The organism is Acinetobacter sp. (genome assembly GCF_041919735.1).
Classification (GTDB): Bacteria; Pseudomonadota; Gammaproteobacteria; order Pseudomonadales; family Moraxellaceae; genus Acinetobacter.
Genome location: NZ_JAYRTF010000001.1, coordinates 104489 through 123035, shown reverse-complemented (window position 1 = coordinate 123035; position 18547 = coordinate 104489). Strand labels below are relative to the sequence as shown.

Here is an 18547-nt window from a genome sequence, read left to right as displayed (position 1 = left end):
CCGAGATAGAAGAATAGTCAATTATTGAAAAGGAAACCTCATGTCAAAGGAAACCATGCAACAGGTCATTATCACTGAGCCGGGCGGTGTTGAAAAACTGGCTTATGAATCGGTGGCAGTTCCTGAGCCGAAAGCGGATGAAGTCTTGGTCAAAGTCCATGCGTTTGGCATCAACCGCCCAGATATTCTACAGCGTCAAGGCTTATACCCAATGCCTAAAGGGGTAACGCCTGTACCGGGACTTGAAGTTGCGGGTGAAGTGGTTGCAGTCGGTGCTGATGTAACACTATTTAAAGTGGGGGAGCAAGTTTGTGGTCTCACCAATGGCGGCGGTTATGCAGAATATTGCGTGGTGCCTGAAAGCCAAACCATTCGCATTCCAGAGGGTGTGAGCTTTACCCAAGCGGCTGCGATTCCGGAAACTTTCTTTACGGTATGGGCGAATGTGTTCCAAATGGCGCATGCCAAAGCAGGTGAGACTGTTTTAGTGCATGGCGGTGCAAGTGGTATTGGCACCACAGCGCTGATGCTGTGCAAATCATTGGGCTTAAAATCCTTTGCAACAGTCGGTTCTGATGAAAAAGTACAAGCTATTTCAGACTTAACAACAGCGATTAACTACAAAACACAAGACTTCGAACAAGTCATTAATGAAGCAACCGACAATGGCGGTGTGGATGTCGTGCTAGATATGGTTGGTGCGCCGTATTTGGAAAAAAACCTCAACTTGCTGTGCCGTGACGGCCGTTTGGTTTATATCGCGTTCTTAGGTGGGGCGAAAGCCAAAGAGGTAAAACTCGGTCAGATTATGATGAAGCGCTTGACCATTACCGGCTCAACCATGCGTGCACGCAATACTGCTGAAAAAGCCGAAATTGCCAAAGGTCTGCAAGAGCAGGTTGCGCCATTGTGGGCGAAAGGTGAATGCTTGCCGATGATTTATAAGACCTTTAACTTTGACCAAATCCAAGACGCGCATGCGTGTATGGACACGGGTGAGCATATTGGTAAAGTTGTGGTGAATATTATTTCGTGAATGAAATATCACACATTCAAAATATAAATAGATGAAAAAGCCAGTTTTTGAACTGGCTTTTCTTTTGGTATAAAAGTGTGAACTAATTCAAATTAAAATTATAAAAATATTAAATTATTTTTCCAAATGTTAAAAAAAATGCCGAATGTTCGACACAACCTGTCAAAAGTATTGTGTAAATTGCAATTAAATATAAAACCAACGAATAAGATTGGTTTTGAGTGAGAGTGTTGCAATACAGAGGATTTTGCCATGAAGATACTATCTACAGCTTATACGCATGCACATGGTTTCCGAGCTTTACAGCATTTGCATAAAGCGGTTATATGCAAACGCGTTAATCCAGCTGAGCTTCATAACATGTATAAAGCCCTTATTCACTTAGAACGCTATAAAGAGCGTTTAACTGGGAAAAGAGCCTCAGTGAATAACCGTACGACTATTTGCTAATAACGGAGTAGACCGATTTGTCTGTTTTGGCCTAGACATTATTAGGCCTTGCGGTGATAATAATTTTTGAAGGGTATATTAAAATATATTTTTATATAATATTTTTTTGATTATTTATTTTAAATAAATAACTTGATTCGCTGTTTTAAATAAGCTTGCGTATATTTTGTGTAGCGAGGGTATTATGAAGCAGACTGCTTCAACACATGAACGCCTTGCAGAGCGTTTAGCCAACATTTTAACCAAATTAAACGCAGGACACTCTTTAGCCGTTGCAGAATTGGCGCAAGAATTTCAAGTTAGTACACGGACGATTGAAAGAGATTTTGACCGCCTGAATTCGTATTTACCTTTAATTCAAGACCACGCGACAAAAAAGTATTCACTTGATGCACTCTATCTGGGCCGTTTTAAACTGCAGGATCTTCAAAACTTTGCGCAGTTGTCAGGTGTAGCTGAGCTGTATCCTTCTTTGGATGTTTCCTTTCTTGGCGCGCTGCTGGATGAGCGCGCAAGCCAGGTTTTTTCCGCCAAGGGATATTCATACGAAAACTCACGTGTATTCGCCGAACATTTTCAGATCTTTGCTGATGCGATTCATCACAAGAAAAAAATCAGTTTTATTTATAATGGACGCTTGCGTATGGTAGACCCGTACCGGCTGATTCATTGTGAAGGCAATTGGTATTTAGCGGCGGTGCAGCAAAGGGAGCTGCGCTCTTTCCGTTTAAGCAAAATCGGTTCTGTAGATGTATATGCATCCGAGCGTTTTATTGCGGATCCCGCGGTATTATCGCAGCTGGAACAGGAAGAGGGAATTTGGTTTGGCGGAGACAAGCTGGAGGTGATTTTTTCAGCGCATCCAGATGCTGCCTATTATTTTAAACAGCGCAAACTTTTACCGGAGCAGGACATTCTGCAGGAAGATGCTGCTGGAGCGCTGACCATCCGCTGCTGCATTCGCCATGAAAAACAGCTGCTGCCCTTGGTGCGTTACTGGATTCCGTATTTGAAAATTGTAGAGCCGGTGCATTTGCAGCAAAAATTAGAACAGGATTTGCGGCGCTATCTCATGCCGTCAAGCGCTGAATATCAAAATCAGGCTGCGGGCTAAGCGGGCATTTGCCGGAGCTGAATAGAAAAAGGGCATTATGCTCTTTTTTTATATCCAATCAATTGAATGAAGGTTGGAGCTCAGTGCGGTCTTGCGGATATGCAGGGGGGATTTCAGGCATAAAAAAACCAGCTGATCGCTGGGTTCTTTATTGCACCATCTTCAATAGCAGAAGAATGGTGCCCGAGGCCAGACTCGAACTGGCACGCTTTGTGGGCGGGGGATTTTAAATCCCCTGTGTCTACCGATTTCACCACTCGGGCTTAACAAGATTGGAGGCGGAGGTCGGAATCGAACCGGCGTACACGGAGTTGCAGTCCGCTGCATGACCACTCTGCCACCCCGCCACGTCTTGTTGATGCGTATATTAGCAAGCTCTGAAAAAAAAACAATAGTACATTCATCTGTATGAGCATAAAAACAGCACACAAGATAAAATATTTAAAATATTCATGTATTATGTGCAAAATTGATTCATATCATCACTTGGAGATGTGCCGTGGCATTAGTTTTAGATGGTCGTGCATTGGCAAAACAAATTGAAGCTGACTTGTTAACTCGCGTAGAAGCGTTAAAAGCAAAATCAGGTCGTACCCCAATTCTAGCGACTATTTTGGTCGGTGACGATGGTGCATCTGCAACTTATGTACGTATGAAAGGCAATGCTTGTCGCCGTGTGGGTATGGATTCACTCAAAGTTGAGCTTCCAAAAGAAACCACAACTGAACAATTGCTGGCTGAAATTGAAAAACTTAATGCCAACCCCGATGTACACGGTATTTTGCTGCAGCACCCAGTACCTGCGCAAATTGATGAACGCGCATGTTTCGATGCCATTTCATTGGCAAAAGACGTAGATGGTGTGACTTGCTTAGGTTATGGCCGTATGGCGATGGGCGAAGCAGCGTATGGTTCTGCAACGCCTGCAGGCATCATGACGATTCTGAAAGAAAACAACATTGAAATTGCAGGTAAGCATGCCGTGGTTGTTGGCCGTTCTGCGATTTTGGGTAAACCAATGGCGGCGATGTTGCTTGAAGCCAATGCAACGGTAACCATCTGCCATTCACGTACTCAAGATTTGGCGAGCTTTGTCAAACAAGCTGACATTATTGTCGGTGCTGTAGGTAAAGCTGAATTGATTCAAAAAGACTGGATCAAGCAAGGCGCTGTAGTTGTTGATGCAGGTTTCCACCCACGTGATGGCGGCGGTGTAGGCGATATTCAGCTCGTTGGTATTGAAGAAGTGGCTTCCGCTTATACGCCTGTACCGGGTGGTGTAGGTCCAATGACCATTACAACTTTGATTCGTCAAACGGTTGAAGCTGCTGAAAAAGCTTTGGGTTAATAAAAACCTCTCCCTAACCCTCTCCTAAAAGGAGAGGGAGACTTCATTGTGAAATTAATGGATACTCCTTCTCCCTTTGGGATGAGGAGCATGCTCCGCAAGGGGATGAGGGTTCTAAATATAATCCTCTCCCTAACCCTCTCCTTTAAGAAAGGAGAGGGGATTTTCATTACTGATTAATATCTATGATTAAAACTAATAACTTATATATTTGAATAAAAATCCAATGAGCTGTACTTTTCAATTCCCCAAAGCCCCAGAACATTTAATTCAAGCCCTGCATGATGTGATTCCAAATTGTGAATTGCATGCACAGCAATTGCCTGAAACACCGATTTCCCTCTGGTTGATTCCGCCGGTTTTTCCAACCGATAAACTGGATGATGAGGTCATTCGCCGTATTTGGAATGATACGCCATATTGGATCTTCTGCTGGGCGTCAGGTCTGGCAATGGCGCAGTGGCTATTGGCAGAACCGCATCATGTGAAAGATAAAGTGGTGCTGGATTTCGGCGCAGGTTCTGGTGTGGTGGCGATTGCAGCGAAAATGGCCGGAGCAAAACGGGTGATTTGCTGTGACATCGATCAAGTCAGTCTCGATGCTTGCCGCGCCAATGCAGAGCTGAATCAGGTTGAATTGGAATATTTGGATGATTTATACAAGGCAGAGCAGGTTGATATCTTGCTGGCTGCTGATGTGCTGTATGATCAATGCAACCGATTTTTCTTAGATGAATTTTTGAAGTTCGCGCCCGAAGTGTGGGTGGCGGACAGCCGGGTGAAAAATTTCAGTCATCCCAAATATGAAAAACTGGATGAGCGTAGCGCAACCACGTGGCCAGATCTCGATGAATCGCCAGAGTTTAGAAATGTCAGTTTCTATAAAACGCTTTAAACATTGGATGAAAAAATAAGACGCTTATTGCGTCTTATTTTTTTGTCTTATGTTTCGTTGATATGAAACGAAAATACCATTAAGAGCAAGTGTAGCGGACAACGCGTAGAGTTGCCGGACGGGCATCCAGCGCTTGCTGAGCGCCTAAGTTGTCTGAGTTATGCAAGTCAGGCGTGTTGGATAGGCCGATACTTGTACGGCTATTGCCGATTTGACGGCCGAACTGTTCATTTTGCATAGACGCTGGGTTGGCAATTTCATTGACGCTTAAAATTGTCAGCTTAAATGTTTGATTGTTGCCCATAACCTTTTGGCATGCGCGCTGCAGTTTTTTTTCATCCAGCTGCTGATTTTGACGTCCAGCCAATGTATATACCAATGTTGCAGAATTGGCAGATTTGTTTTCAATTTGATAGCCGGACTGGCCGTTATACGCACTCGGCGCGCTTTGGCAAGCAGTTAATGTGATGGCCGTTATACCCAAAGCTAAAAGTTTATGTAAAGTGTTCATGCGCATCTGCCTATGTTGTTATATGCAGAGTATGCCATAAGCGCATATTTTTCTCGATGATAAATTTGCTTGAAATTTCAACAATGCAATGTGTCGAACTGCATGAAAAAAAGGCCAGCTGTTGCAGAGAACGGCTGGCCTTTTTTATACAGCAGGAGAGATTAATTATCGGTAATCATGCTGTGTTTTTTGGTGTCGCGCATAAAGACATAGGTAATCAGCGACAAGCCAATCATGAGGGTAATGTAGTAGAAGAAGTAATTCTCATGGCCTGCATTTTTAAAGCTCAGCGCAACCAGTTCGGCTGTGCCGCCAAAGACCGTATTGGCAATTGCATAAGGCAGGGCAACACCTAAAGCGCGGATATGCGGCGGGAACAGTTCTGCTTTGACCACGGCGTTAATTGCAGTATAGCCAGTGACAATCACCATCGCGCTCATGCAAAGGAAGAAAGCGGTCATGGCATCTGTCGTGTTGCCTAAGGCATTGAAGATAGGCACGGTAAACAGCACGCCCAGCACGCCGAATGCGATCATGATCGGTTTACGGCCAATCTTATCCGACAAAGCGCCCACAGCTGGCTGAATCAGCATGAAGATAAAAATGGCTGCTGTAGTGATTTCAGTTGCGGTGGTTTTTTCAAAACCGGAGGTGTTGACTAAATACTTTTGCAAATAGGTGGTAAAGGTGTTGAAAGCCAAGGTACCGCCGGCTGTCAGCATAATGACAGTAAATGCCTGTTTCGGATACTTGGTGAATAAAGCCAGCGCGCCAGATTTTGGGCCGCCGTTTTTGGCTTGTTCTTGTGCCTCTTTAGAAGACTGAGTTTCAACTAAGCCGCGGCGAATCCAGAACACCACAATGGCCAGCAATGCGCCGATAAAGAACGGAATGCGCCAGCCCCATTCACTCAGCGCAGTTTCATCTAAATTGCGCTGTAAAATGATCAGCACGCAAAGCGCTAAGAGCTGGCCTGAAATCAATGTTACATATTGGAAGCTGGAAAAGAAGCCGCGGTGGTCTTTACCGGCCATTTCGGTCAAGTAGGTTGCGCTTGAACCGTATTCACCGCCGACACTCAAGCCTTGAATCAAGCGCGCGAGCAGCAGAATGGCAGGTGCCAGCATGCCGACAGAATCATAGGTTGGCGCACAGGCAATCATCAGGGAGCCGGCGCACATCAATGAAACCGAAACCGTTAAACCGGCTTTACGGCCTTTGCGGTCTGCGTAGATGCCCATGACCCAGGCGCCAATTGGACGCATTAAGAAGCCCAAGGCAAAAACAGCAGCGGCCTGCAGCAGTTTTACGGTACTGTCGCCGTCGGGGAAGAATTGCGGTGCAAAATAGAGGGTAAATGCGGCATAGACATACCAGTCGTACCATTCGACAAGGTTGCCGGCAGAACCGCCTAGGATAGATTTGACACGAGTTTTTCTATCAAGCTGCTCTGGCGCGGCTTGAGCGGGAGTGTTTGACACATCATTCTCCGTGGAATGAATCAGGCAAAACATATCCATTTAAGTTCTGAATAAAACTTAAATACATATATTTTGTTGGAATGGGAGGAGGAATATATTTGTTACATTTATACGCCTGCCGACCTGTAAAATCATGAGACTTTAGTCTTAGGATTGTTTGCGCATTGAGCTTTTAATGCAGTTTTTGATGTTTAAATGACCGGTTTTTATGAAAAACCTCTCGATTGAGAGGTTTTTTCTATATCGTTAAAGTATGCATAAAAAATCAGTGTTCGGTGATTTTTGAATAATGCTTGGTGTCTTTCATGAAGATGTATACCAGCAATGAAATGAAAATCATGATGGTGACATAGACAAAGAACCATGATTCATGGCCTGCTTCTTTAAAGCTTAAGGCGAAAAATTCTGCTGTCCCGCCAAAAATCGTATTGGCCAGCGCATAAGGCAGCGCAACCCCCAAGGCGCGGATATGAGCGGGGAACATTTCGGCCTTGACCACCGCATTGATTGAAGTATAGCCGGTGACAATAATTAGGCCGGCCAAGCAGAGCCAAAAGGCCGTCCAGTAGTCTTGCGTCTGTGCTAAGGCATCGAACAGCACATAAGTGAAGAGCACGCCCAGCACACCGAATGAGATCATGATCGGCTTGCGGCCAATTTTATCTGACAGCGCGCCGGCTGCTGGCTGCAGGCACATAAAGATGAACAGGGCCAGCGTGGTGATCTGTGTGGCGGCGGGCTTGCTGAATCCAGAGGTATTGACCAAAAATTTCTGCAGATACGTGGTGTATGTATAAAAAGCCAAAGTACCGCCTGCAGTTAAAAACAATACGGTAAACGCTTCTTTGGGATAATGCTTAAATAAAGCCAGCAGGCCGGATTCGGGCTGGGTTTTATCATTTTGCGCATTTTTAAAGGATTGCGTTTCCAAAAGCCCGCGCCGGATGCGGAATACCACAATGGCTAAGCAGGCACCAATAAAGAAGGGGATGCGCCAGCCCCAGTCATGCAGCTGTTCTTCCGTCAGCAGCCATTGCAGAATCAGCAGAACGCACAGTGCGGTCAGCTGGCCAGCAATGAGCGTCACATATTGGAAGCTGGAAAAGAAGCCGCGCCGATTGCGGTCAGCCATTTCACTGAGATAGGTTGCGCTGGCGCCATATTCGCCGCCGACGCTGAGGCCCTGAATCAGCCGCGCAACCACCAGGATAATCGGTGAAAAGATGCCGATCTGGTCATGGGTGGGAGAAATGGCGATCAGCAGTGACCCGACGCACATCAAGGTGACGGACAAGGTTAAGCCGGATTTCCGGCCTTTTTTATCCGAGTAAATGCCCATAATCCATGCGCCGATGGGGCGCATGAGAAAGCCGACAGCAAAAATGGCCGCCGCTTGCAGCAGCTGCGCAGTCTGGCTGCCTTTGGGAAAAAAGGCATGAGCGAAATAGAGGGTAAAGGCGGCGTAAACATACCAGTCATACCATTCCACTAAATTGCCTGCGGAGCCGCCAAGAATGGATTTTATGCGTGTTCTGGTGTCTAAGTTCGGCTGCAGCGCCGTGTCTTCAGTCATGATGAAAATCCATTTTTTTATTCTGTTTTTTTATCTTATGCTTCCGGATTGAATGAAATGTAAACAAAATAAACATTCTGTATGTTAAATGTACTGTATGCATCAGATGTCATCATCTTCGTTTGAAATGGCTTTTATCCAAAATTCGATGCGGATTGTTAAAAAATCATATTGCTCGGCCTTTCTTTTTGCTATGTTTAAGGTTCAAGGATAAGCACAGCAGCACGGAGAGATGCTGAAAAATAAGATGTTTAATATGATGAAATAACGAGCTGTATTAAATAACGAATTGTGTGCAATAAAAACGATATGCCATAAACGCCGCGTGCTGTAAAAACCAAACTTTATAAAAAGCCGGCTGCAGGAGAACTCTATGAATGAACATCACACTCTCTATGATATTGCAGTGATTGGCGGCGGCATCAATGGTGCGGGCATTGCCGCCGATGCGGCAGGCCGGGGGCTTTCAGTATTCTTGTGTGAAAAAGATGATCTGGCTTCGCATACATCCTCTGCCAGTTCCAAGCTGATTCATGGCGGGCTGCGTTATCTGGAACATAAAGAATTCCGCCTCGTGCGCGAAGCTTTGGCGGAACGCGAGGTGCTGCTGAAGAAAGCGCCGCATATTATTCATCCTATGCGTTTTATTATGCCGCACCAGCCGCATTTACGGCCGGCCTGGCTGATCCGCACCGGTTTGTTTTTTTATGATCATCTGGGAAAACGGGAAACACTGGCGGGTTCAAATCCAGTGGATTTTCAGCCCTTAAACAGTCCTTTAAAGGCCGATATAACGCGCGGTTTCGAATATTCAGACTGTGCGGTAGATGATGCGCGGCTGGTGGTGCTGAATGCCATGCAGGCGCGTGAACTGGGGGCAAAAGTCGTGAGCCGGACACGCTGCATCGGTGCAGCACGGTGTTCGGATGGTGGGCAGCCGCATTGGCAGATTGAGCTGGAAAATGAGCAGGGCCGTTACAGCATTCAGGCCAAAGTGCTGGTCAATGCTGCAGGGCCTTGGGTGGCGCAGTTTATCCAGCAGGACTTGCAGCTCAAATCGCCTTACGGCATCCGCTTGATTCAAGGCAGCCATATTATTGTGAATAGGCTGCATGCGGGCGATAAAGCCTATATTCTGCAAAATGATGATCAGCGCATTGTTTTCGCTATTCCGTACTTAGGCAAATACACTTTGATTGGCACCACTGATAAAGAGTATTTAGGAGATCCTAATACGCTTGAGATTACAGCGGAAGAAATTGCCTATCTGCTGGATGTGTCGAATGATCATTTTAGAACACAGCTGACCGCCGAGGACATTATCAGCAGTTTTTCAGGGGTGAGGCCTTTATGTGATGATGAGTCGGATAATCCATCGGCAGTCACCCGGGACTATACGTTGGCGCTCAGCCATGAACGTGCAGATGAAGCACCGCTGCTGTCGGTATTTGGCGGGAAGCTGACGACTTACCGTAAGCTGGCCGAGTCGGCGCTGGAGCATTTGAAGGCTTTTTTCCCAGATATGGCGAAACCGTGGACAGCGGCGGCAGCCTTGCCTGGTGCAGAAAATTTCAATACTGCGGCTGAACTGATTGCTCAAATACAGGAGAAAGTCAGCACTGTGCCGGATGAGCTGGCCGCGCGCTGGGCGCATGCATATGGCACCCGAGCATGGGCAATGCTGAAACAGGCCGCTTCAATTCATGAGCTGGGGCAGGATTTAGGCCATGGCTTATATGCGCAGGAAGTGGATTATCTGGTCGAGCAGGAATGGGCTATTTGTGCAGAAGATATTTTGAGACGGCGCAGCAAGCTGTATTTGGAATTCACTGCGGATGAAGCGCTGCAGCTGGAACAGTATTTGCAGGCCTTGCATCAGCGCAGGCTGCAGCAAGATGTGGCGTAGCTGCTCTGGATCTGATTTGAATCATGGCGCAGCTGTGTTTTGCCGTCTTTGTTTAAGCAGTGCTTATAAAATTGATGCTGATGAAGATCAAAAGCCGCAATCCAATTTGTGGCTTTTGAACAGCGTGCCGGAGATTAAATTTCAATGCCGTCAAGGGATGTGCAGTTCACGGGAGTATTCCATTTTACTGCCGTTCCTGTAATTACAGGGCGCACGATGCGCCATGGCTAAAAACCAAAACGCTGGCTGATATGGTGGTTGATTACAATATCCGCTGATTTGGTGAGCGCAGGCCGCAAAACGCGGATTAACCCCGACCACGCTGCCATATATGCCTTTGGCTACTTTGATGTGCTTTTTAATGTGGTATTAGCTTGCGTCTGGTTTGCCCGCAATGGCGCAAATGCGCTGCGGGTTTTACGCTGTTTCTTGATCGGCGGCGGCAAAACCGGATGCAGTCATTAGCATGATTGAAGCGCTTAGAATTTTAAGAATAGTGAATTGTTTCTTTGCGTTTTGTAAAGCATGAATTGTTATGACGTTTTATACATTTTTTATTTAAAAAAAGACCGCATAAAGCGGTCTTTTTTTTAATCTTCTTGAATCCCTCTATTAAAAGAGGGATTCAAAGATGAATTAAGCAGATTTAACAGCAGCAATTAACTCAGCTTGACGCGCTTTAAGTGCTTCTGGAAGGCGATCACCAAGTTTGTTGAATAACTCAGTGTGGCTTTCAAGTTCTTTGATCCACTGATCTTTGTCTTGTGAAGTCACAAGATCAAATTGTTCTTTCGTGAAGTCAGAACCAGTCCAGTTCAATTGTTCGAAAGTCGGTACACGGCCGATAGGTGTATCAACAGCAGTTGCACGACCTTCACAACGGTCAATGATCCACTCAAGAACACGCATGTTTTGACCGAAACCAGGCCATACGAAGTTGCCTTCAGCATCACGGCGGAACCAGTTCACGTTGTAGATACCAGGAAGTTTGTTGCCATGAGCAGCAGCTTTCTCACCAACTTCTTTACCCATTTCTAACCAATGAGAGAAGTAGTCAGCCATGTTGTAGCCAGCAAATGGAAGCATCGCAAATGGGTCACGACGAACGATACCTTGTTGACCAACAGCAGCAGCAGTTGTTTCAGAGCCCATCGTTGCAGCTTTATAAACACCGTCAACCCAGTCAAATGCTTCTGAAATTAGAGGCACTGTATCTGCACGGCGACCACCGAAGATGAACGCAGAAATTGGAACACCTGCTGGATTTTCCCAGTCAGCGTCAATAGAAGGACATTGACCCGCAGCAACAGTGAAGCGAGCATTTGGATGCGCCGCTTTTTCACCAGCAACGTGTGGTTGACCTTTCCAGTTCGTCAGGTTAGCAGGCGCTTCTTTAGAAAGACCTTCCCACCAAACTTCACCGTTGTCAGTGACTGCAACGTTGGTATAGATAACATCTTTAGTCAATGTTGCCATACAGTTCGGGTTGGTCTTGGTATTTGTACCCGGTGCTACACCGAAGAAACCAGCTTCAGGGTTGATTGCATATAAGCGACCGTCTTCACCTGGTTTGATCCAAGCAATATCGTCACCTACAGTTTCAATTTTCCAACCTTCATAACCTGCTGGTGGAATCAACATTGCGAAGTTTGTTTTACCACATGCAGAAGGGAATGCCGCTGCGATATAGTGTTTTTCGCCTTGTGGGTTGGTCACGCCAAGAATTAGCATGTGTTCAGCTAACCAGCCTTGTTGACGGCCCATAGAAGATGCAATACGTAAAGCGAGGCATTTTTTACCTAACAATGCGTTACCGCCGTAACCTGAACCATAAGACCAGATTTCACGAGTTTCTGGGTAATGCACGATGTATTTTTCAGGGTTGCAAGGCCATGCAACATCTTTTTGACCTTCTTCCAGTGGCGCACCAACAGTGTGTACGCAAGGAACGAATTCACCGTCAGTACCAAGTACGTCATAAACAGCTTTACCCATGCGAGCCATTTTAGACATGCTTACTGCAACGTAAGGAGAATCAGTTAACTCGATACCGATGTGTGCAATATGAGAACCTAAAGGACCCATAGAGAAAGGAACAACGTACAAAGTACGGCCTTTCATTGAACCGTCGAATAAACCGTTAAGACGGGCGCGCATTTCAGCTGGAGCTTCCCAGTTGTTTGTTGCGCCAGCATCTTCCTGTTTTTCTGAACAGATAAAAGTACGGCCTTCAACACGAGCAACGTCAGAAGGATCAGAATTAGCAAGGTAAGAACCAGGATGTTTTTCTTGGTTCAGTTCTTGCATTGTGCCGTTAGCGATCATCAAGTCGATATAACGTTGATATTCTTCTGCGCTACCGTCACACCATTCAATTTTCGCTGGTTTCGTTAATTTTGCAATCTCTTCCACCCAAGCAATAAGCTTAGGATGGCGAACGAATTCTGGTGCGTTCACTTGGGTCATGGTGAGGCCTATCTTAAAAGTGTACAAAATGTACAAAGTATAATCGGAGCAATGGGGTACATCGCCCAGATGAAAGATGAAAAAAAGTGGCGCTATTAAAGCATAATTTCATAAAAAAAATAAGACTAAAGATGAGGTTGATTTATATGGGAGAATGATGATATTTATTGATAATAATATTAAAAAACAATAATTTATAATTGAATTTCTGATAATTTTATGTCATTTATTTATTTTATGGATATTATTTAGTTTATTAATTTTATTAAAAAACAATAATTTAGCTTTTGAATTCATTTGAGACTTATTATTGATTAAATAAATGGGGATCATTTGAATTTTACATAAAGGAACAGTTAATTGCTGATAAATTCGACAAAATTAGAATAAATGCTTTAAAGGCGCCTAAATAATGTCAAATCAAGCGCAGCCGCTGTCTATTATTTATAATAAGAACTCAGGATTTCATGCGGTAAATAAAGATGAAATCTATGAAGAACTTGTACGTTTATTATCCGAATATGATTATGAAATACAATCTTTTGAAATGGGCAAGTTTGAAACTTTTGCCGCGCTGATGAAGCAAGTGATGCAGCGCCATCAAAATGCAGCCAATACGGGGATCATTGCCGCTGCTGGCGGTGACGGCACTTTAAATGCCGTGGCCCGCTATCTCATGAACAGCAATGTGCCGATGGGGATTTTACCGCTGGGGACGTTTAATTACGTGGCGCGGGCGCTGAATATTCCGCTGGATATATTGCAAGCAGCCAAAGTTATTGCGGAAGGCGAAAACCGCGCCGTACACACAGCTGTCATCAATGATCAGATTTATTTAAATAATGCCAGCCTGGGGCTGTATCCGTTATTTATTCAAAAACGTGAGCAATACAATCAGCATTTTGGCCGTTTCCCTTTAAATGCCTATACCTCTGGGCTGGATGTGCTGATTCGAGACCGCAAAGAGCTGAAGCTGCAAATTGAAGTGGATGGCATGACATATCCAGTGAAAACACCGCTGATCTTTTTCGGCAATAATCAGCTGCAGCTGGCGGATTTAAATCTGAAAATTGCTGAAAGCGCCGCGCAAGGCCGAGTGGCGGGCGTGGTGGTCGCGAAAGGTGGCAAACTCACGCTGTTTAAATTGCTGTGGCAATTGATCAAGGGAACCATCGAAAAAGCGCCGGATGTTTACAGCTTTGATGCCGATCAGGTGGTGATTGATTCGCCGCGCAAAAAGCTGACCGTTGCCTTGGATGGTGAAATTGTGGAAATGAAGCCGCCGCTGCACATTCGCGTGCAGAAAAATGCTTTGCAGGTTCGGGTGCCTCATGCTGCTGCATCTGTCTGATTTGCACTTCGGCACGGAACGGCAAAGCTGCATTGATGCGATTCATCAGTTTTGCCAAGAACACCGGCCGGAAGCTGCGGTGATCAGCGGCGACTTAACTCAGCGCGCGCGCTACCGCCAGTTCTTGGCCTGCCGGCAATTTTTAGACAGCCTGAACATGCCGTATTTGGCTATTCCGGGCAATCACGATATTCCGTTGTACAATGTCTGGAGCCGTATTTTCAGCCCGTTTGCCCGCTATCAGCTGTTCTTCGGCAATTTGGAAACGGTTTTGGAAACTGAGCATTTTTATGTGGTTGGCGTAAACAGCATCCGCCGCCGCTACCACACACGCGGCCATATTTCTTTAGCGCAAATTCAGGCGGTCGATGAAAAATTGCGGCAGGCGCCGGCGCATAAGCTGAAAATTGTGGCGGCGCATCAGCCTTTTTATACGCCGCCGGACGATCCGCATGGCGTGAATGATTGTCCTGTCATGGGGCGCATGGCTTTGGAAACATGGAGCAAGAGCGGTTTATATGGCTTGCTGCATGGGCATTTGCATGTGCCGGCAGTGTATGACCTTAATCTGATTTATCAGCTGCAGGCGCAGCATCCCGTGCTGGATATTCATGCCGGAACCGCTACATCGTACCGGCTGCATGAAGGATTGCCGAACAGTTTCAATACTTTGGATGAGACCGGTGATGTTGAGCCTTATTTATTTGATCCGGCTTCAAAACAGTTTTTCAGCCGCCGTAAAAAGCGCTGAACGATGCTGAATTTAAAAACTGAATGGAATCTGCATAAAAAGCAGGCAAATTTAAAAATATTTTTCAGTTTTGCCCTTGAAGCGTTTTTTTCCATCCCCACAAAAGTGTCATATCAAAATTTTGTTGATGACCTAGGAATAAGAGTCATCTTCACATCGTAATCAAATGACATTTATGCAAATGTCTATGGAGTTAGAAATGAGCAAGATTCGCCCTTTACATGACAACGTTGTGATCCGCCGCGTAGAAAAGGAAACTAAAACTGCAGGCGGTTTGATCTTGAGTACTTCTGCTGCTGAACAGCCAGCTCAAGGTGAAATCATTGCTGTAGGCAATGGCAAAGTAACGGACAATGGCGTTCGCGCTTTAGACGTTAAAGTAGGCGACAACGTACTGTTCGGCGCGTATGCCGGCACGAAAGTAAAAGTCGACGGCGAAGAGCTTCTTGTAATGAAAGAGTCTGATATTTTAGCGGTTCTTGAAGCTTAATTCAGAAGATCAATCTGATTCAGAGCTTGCTATTGAAGCAATATAATTGATTAAAATTTAAAAATATTTGGAGTTCAGCATGTCAGCTAAAGACGTAAAATTCGGTGATTCAGCGCGTTCAAAAATGATCGCAGGCGTAAACGTGCTTGCAGATGCAGTCAAAGTGACTTTAGGCCCTAAAGGCCGCAACGTGGTCATCGACCGTTCTTTCGGTGCGCCGCACATCACTAAAGATGGTGTTTCTGTTGCTAAAGAAATCACTCTGAAAGACAAGTTTGAAAACATGGGCGCTCAGCTGGTTCGTGAAGTGTCTTCTAAAACCAATGATATCGCAGGTGACGGTACAACTACTGCAACTGTATTGGCTCAAGCGATCCTGAACGAAGGCATCAAGTCTGTGACTGCGGGCATGAACCCAATGGACTTGAAACGCGGTATCGATCTTGCGGTTAAAGCATTGGTTGCAGAAATTAAAGCCACTGCAAAACCAGCGTCAGATACTAAAGCGATTGAACAAGTCGGCTCGATTTCTGCCAACTCTGACGAAACTGTCGGCAAACTGATTGCGCAAGCAATGGAAAAAGTGGGCAAAGAAGGCGTAATCACTGTTGAAGAAGGTTCAGGTTTTGAAGATTCTTTAGACGTTGTGGAAGGCATGCAGTTTGACCGCGGCTATATCTCTCCATACTTCGCAAACAAACAAGATACTTTGACTGCAGAGCTTGAAAACCCGTTCATTCTTCTTGTTGATAAAAAAATCGGCAACATCCGTGAGTTGATCGCTGTTCTTGAAGCGGTTGCAAAAACAGGTAAACCATTGCTGATCATCGCTGAAGATGTTGAAGGCGAAGCGTTGGCAACACTTGTTGTGAACAACATGCGCGGCATCATTAAAGTATGCGCAGTGAAAGCGCCTGGTTTCGGTGACCGCCGTAAAGCAATGCTGCAAGACATCGCGATCTTGACTGGCGCAACAGTGATTTCTGAAGAAGTGGGCATGTCGCTTGAACAAGCGTCACTTGAACATTTAGGTACTGCGCACAAAGTGACTGTATCTAAAGAAAACACCGTGATTGTGGATGGTGCAGGCAATGCAGGTCAAATCGCTGAGCGTGTAACTCAAATCCGCGCGCAAATCGAAGAATCTACTTCTGAATACGACAAAGAAAAGCTTCAAGAACGCGTTGCTAAATTAGCAGGCGGTGTTGCCGTGATCAAAATCGGTGCAGCGACTGAAGTTGAAATGAAAGAGAAGAAAGACCGTGTTGACGATGCGCTGCATGCGACTCGCGCTGCGGTTGAAGAAGGCGTGGTTGCTGGCGGCGGTGTGGCGCTTGTACGTGCAGCGAAATCTCTTGACGGTGTAACTGGCGCGAATGATGACCAAAACGTAGGCATCAGCATTTTACGCCGCGCAATTGAAGCGCCGCTTCGTCAAATCGTAGCGAACGCGGGTGATGAGCCTTCAGTTGTCATCAATGCTGTGAAAAATGGCGAAGGCAACTTCGGTTATAACGCTGCAACTTCAACTTATGGTGACATGCTTGAAATGGGTATTCTTGATCCAGCAAAAGTAACACGTTCTGCGCTTGAGCATGCGGCTTCTGTTGCGGGCTTAATGCTGACGACTGAATGCATGATCACTGAAATTCCAGAAGATAAACCAGCGATGCCTGATATGGGCGGAATGGGTGGAATGGGCGGCATGATGTAAGTCATTCCGGTCATTTGATCTAAAAAATCCCTGCTATATGCAGGGATTTTTTATTTTAATAATCCGCGGCAGAATTAAGGGAGCTTCTTCTATATGAATAGATTTATATTTGAATGAAACCCTTAAGTTATGTAATAAATCATGTATTTTTGACTTTGAATAATAACTGGATAATATTAAGTCATACTAAATAATAAAAAGGGCATGCCATGGACCCTGAAATTGAGAATGCGATGATCGGGACGATCTATGATGCAGGCTTGGATGCCTCATTATGGCCCAATGTAATTAAGCAAATTGTTGAATGCACACATAGTAAAACAGCCATTTTAACAGCGATGGATCAGCTGAATCCGAATTATGATTTTCTGCATACATGGAATATTTCTCAAGCTGAGCATGAAGCTTTTCTGGATGAACAATTAACGCTGACAGATATGAAGCTGCATTTGCCTTTATGGCAGCAAGTCGGCCTTGGCGAAGTGATGCATCAGGACTTAAACAGCTATGCTGAATTGATGAATCATGATGAGGCGGTATTTTACGAGCGCTGTTTAAAATCGACAGGCATTTGCTATATCGCAGGTGTGCTGCTGGATGAGGGGAATTACCGCTGGGCGGTATTGGGCTTATACCGCGCAGCTGATCAGCCTGCATTCCAGCAGGAAGAACTGGCCTTTTTAAAGCGCATAGGCGTGCATATACGCAGAGCGCTGCAGATCCATCGGCAGCTGAGCTTTTCAAGAATCGAGCATGACAATCTATTTAAAATGCTGGATGCGATTAAAGTCGGCGTAATTTTAGTTGATGAACACTGCCGTTTTTACTATTCGAACAAGCGCGCGCAGCAGCAGCTGGCGCAAAATAAGATCTTTGAATTTGATCACAGCAATAAAATTTGCACGGGCAAGCAGTATCAGAAAAAGTTTGAACATTTGGTGCATGCAGCCCATTCTGGAACGAAGCTGAAACATCAGGATGCCGGGGGCGGCGTATTGGCGCTGGAGGATGAGCAAGGCCAGCAATTTATGGTCACCATCACACCATTTAACAGCATGAACGGTTTGGCGCATTTGGCAGACCGGATGCAAAATTATGTGGTGCTGTCTATTTCAGATTTGGAACAGCGCTATGCATTGGCTACGCCTTTTTTGAAAGAAAATTATGCGCTGTCTGCGAGAGAGTGTGAGATTTGCGAGCTGTTTGTCAATGGGTTGAATTTGGAAAAAATTGCCTCGCATTGCTGTTTAACCATGAATTCAGTCCGCACTTACGTTAAAAATATTTATTCAAAGATGCATTGCAATTCACAGGCAGAGCTGCTGTACAAGCTGATGGGTATGACCATTCATTTTGAGCATGTCTATTAAGGATTAAATCGTGCATTGGATAAATAAAAAAGCGGATCAAAAAACAAAAAGGCCTTGGAAAACCAAGGCCTTTTTGCAAATTAACTAAAAA

The 18547-nt window shown here is 45.3% G+C and carries 14 protein-coding genes, 2 tRNA genes and 1 pseudogene; 10 read left to right on the top strand and 7 right to left on the bottom strand.

The window, feature by feature from the left end:
* Positions 1–40: 40 nt before the first annotated feature.
* Positions 41–1036, top strand: a complete 996-nt coding sequence (locus tag ACE3T3_RS00575) for an NAD(P)H-quinone oxidoreductase (protein ID WP_374663058.1) — start codon at positions 41–43, stop codon at positions 1034–1036.
* Between the two features lie 634 nt (positions 1037–1670).
* Positions 1671–2600, top strand: coding sequence for a helix-turn-helix transcriptional regulator (locus tag ACE3T3_RS00570; protein ID WP_374663057.1), 930 nt, complete (start codon positions 1671–1673; stop codon positions 2598–2600).
* A 177-nt stretch (positions 2601–2777) separates the two neighbouring features.
* Here the strand turns inward: ACE3T3_RS00570 and ACE3T3_RS00565 are convergent.
* Positions 2778–2863: transfer RNA gene (locus ACE3T3_RS00565), tRNA-Leu, on the bottom strand.
* A gap of 10 nt (positions 2864–2873) precedes the next feature.
* Positions 2874–2947: transfer RNA gene (locus ACE3T3_RS00560), tRNA-Cys, on the bottom strand.
* Positions 2948–3099: 152 nt separating this feature from the next.
* On the opposite strand from ACE3T3_RS00560, the gene folD reads away from it, so the two are divergent.
* Positions 3100–3948 carry a bifunctional methylenetetrahydrofolate dehydrogenase/methenyltetrahydrofolate cyclohydrolase FolD gene (folD, locus tag ACE3T3_RS00555; RefSeq protein WP_374663056.1) on the top strand — a complete coding sequence of 283 codons (849 nt, stop codon included), beginning with the start codon at positions 3100–3102 and terminating at the stop codon, positions 3946–3948.
* Positions 3949–4174: 226 nt separating this feature from the next.
* Positions 4175–4843, top strand: a complete 669-nt coding sequence (locus ACE3T3_RS00550) for a methyltransferase (protein WP_374663055.1) — start codon at positions 4175–4177, stop codon at positions 4841–4843.
* A 79-nt stretch (positions 4844–4922) separates the two neighbouring features.
* Here ACE3T3_RS00550 and ACE3T3_RS00545 read toward each other — a convergent pair whose 3' ends face one another.
* From ACE3T3_RS00545 to ACE3T3_RS00535, 3 genes are all read right to left on the bottom strand, one after another.
* A complete protein-coding gene (locus tag ACE3T3_RS00545) occupies positions 4923–5354 on the bottom strand; it encodes a hypothetical protein (RefSeq protein ID WP_374663054.1) in 432 nt (143 codons plus the stop codon).
* Between the two features lie 161 nt (positions 5355–5515).
* Positions 5516–6868 carry an MFS transporter gene (locus ACE3T3_RS00540; protein WP_374663231.1) on the bottom strand — a complete coding sequence of 451 codons (1353 nt, stop codon included), beginning with the start codon at positions 6866–6868 and terminating at the stop codon, positions 5516–5518.
* A 232-nt stretch (positions 6869–7100) separates the two neighbouring features.
* Positions 7101–8408 (bottom strand): MFS transporter, encoded by a 1308-nt coding sequence (locus tag ACE3T3_RS00535; protein WP_374663053.1) that lies wholly within the window; start codon positions 8406–8408, stop codon positions 7101–7103.
* Between the two features lie 373 nt (positions 8409–8781).
* Here ACE3T3_RS00535 and glpD point away from each other — a divergent pair, with 373 nt between their 5' ends.
* Positions 8782–10314: a glycerol-3-phosphate dehydrogenase gene (gene glpD, locus ACE3T3_RS00530; protein WP_374663052.1), complete on the top strand. Its 1533-nt coding sequence runs from the start codon at positions 8782–8784 to the stop codon at positions 10312–10314.
* Positions 10315–10448: 134 nt separating this feature from the next.
* On the opposite strand, the pseudogene ACE3T3_RS00525 reads toward glpD, so the two are convergent.
* Positions 10449–10776 (bottom strand): annotated as a pseudogene (locus ACE3T3_RS00525) (hypothetical protein).
* 174 nt (positions 10777–10950) lie between these two features.
* Positions 10951–12780 carry a phosphoenolpyruvate carboxykinase (GTP) gene (locus tag ACE3T3_RS00520; protein WP_374663051.1) on the bottom strand — a complete coding sequence of 610 codons (1830 nt, stop codon included), beginning with the start codon at positions 12778–12780 and terminating at the stop codon, positions 10951–10953.
* A 412-nt stretch (positions 12781–13192) separates the two neighbouring features.
* Between ACE3T3_RS00520 and ACE3T3_RS00515 the strand changes: the two genes are divergently transcribed.
* The 5 genes from ACE3T3_RS00515 to ACE3T3_RS00495 all read left to right on the top strand — a co-directional run bounded on the left by ACE3T3_RS00515 (position 13193) and on the right by ACE3T3_RS00495 (position 18456).
* Positions 13193–14131 carry a diacylglycerol kinase family protein gene (locus ACE3T3_RS00515; RefSeq protein ID WP_374663050.1) on the top strand — a complete coding sequence of 313 codons (939 nt, stop codon included), beginning with the start codon at positions 13193–13195 and terminating at the stop codon, positions 14129–14131.
* Positions 14112–14882, top strand: a complete 771-nt coding sequence (locus tag ACE3T3_RS00510; RefSeq protein WP_374663049.1) for a metallophosphoesterase — start codon at positions 14112–14114, stop codon at positions 14880–14882. The genes ACE3T3_RS00515 and ACE3T3_RS00510 overlap by 20 nt, the downstream gene beginning before the upstream one ends.
* A gap of 199 nt (positions 14883–15081) precedes the next feature.
* Complete coding sequence (groES, locus tag ACE3T3_RS00505) at positions 15082–15372, top strand: co-chaperone GroES (protein ID WP_374663048.1); 291 nt, start codon at positions 15082–15084, stop codon at positions 15370–15372.
* A 79-nt stretch (positions 15373–15451) separates the two neighbouring features.
* Positions 15452–17086: a chaperonin GroEL gene (gene groL / locus ACE3T3_RS00500; protein WP_374663047.1), complete on the top strand. Its 1635-nt coding sequence runs from the start codon at positions 15452–15454 to the stop codon at positions 17084–17086.
* 209 nt (positions 17087–17295) lie between these two features.
* Complete coding sequence (locus tag ACE3T3_RS00495) at positions 17296–18456, top strand: helix-turn-helix transcriptional regulator (RefSeq protein ID WP_374663046.1); 1161 nt, start codon at positions 17296–17298, stop codon at positions 18454–18456.
* The last annotated feature ends 91 nt before the right edge of the window (positions 18457–18547 follow it).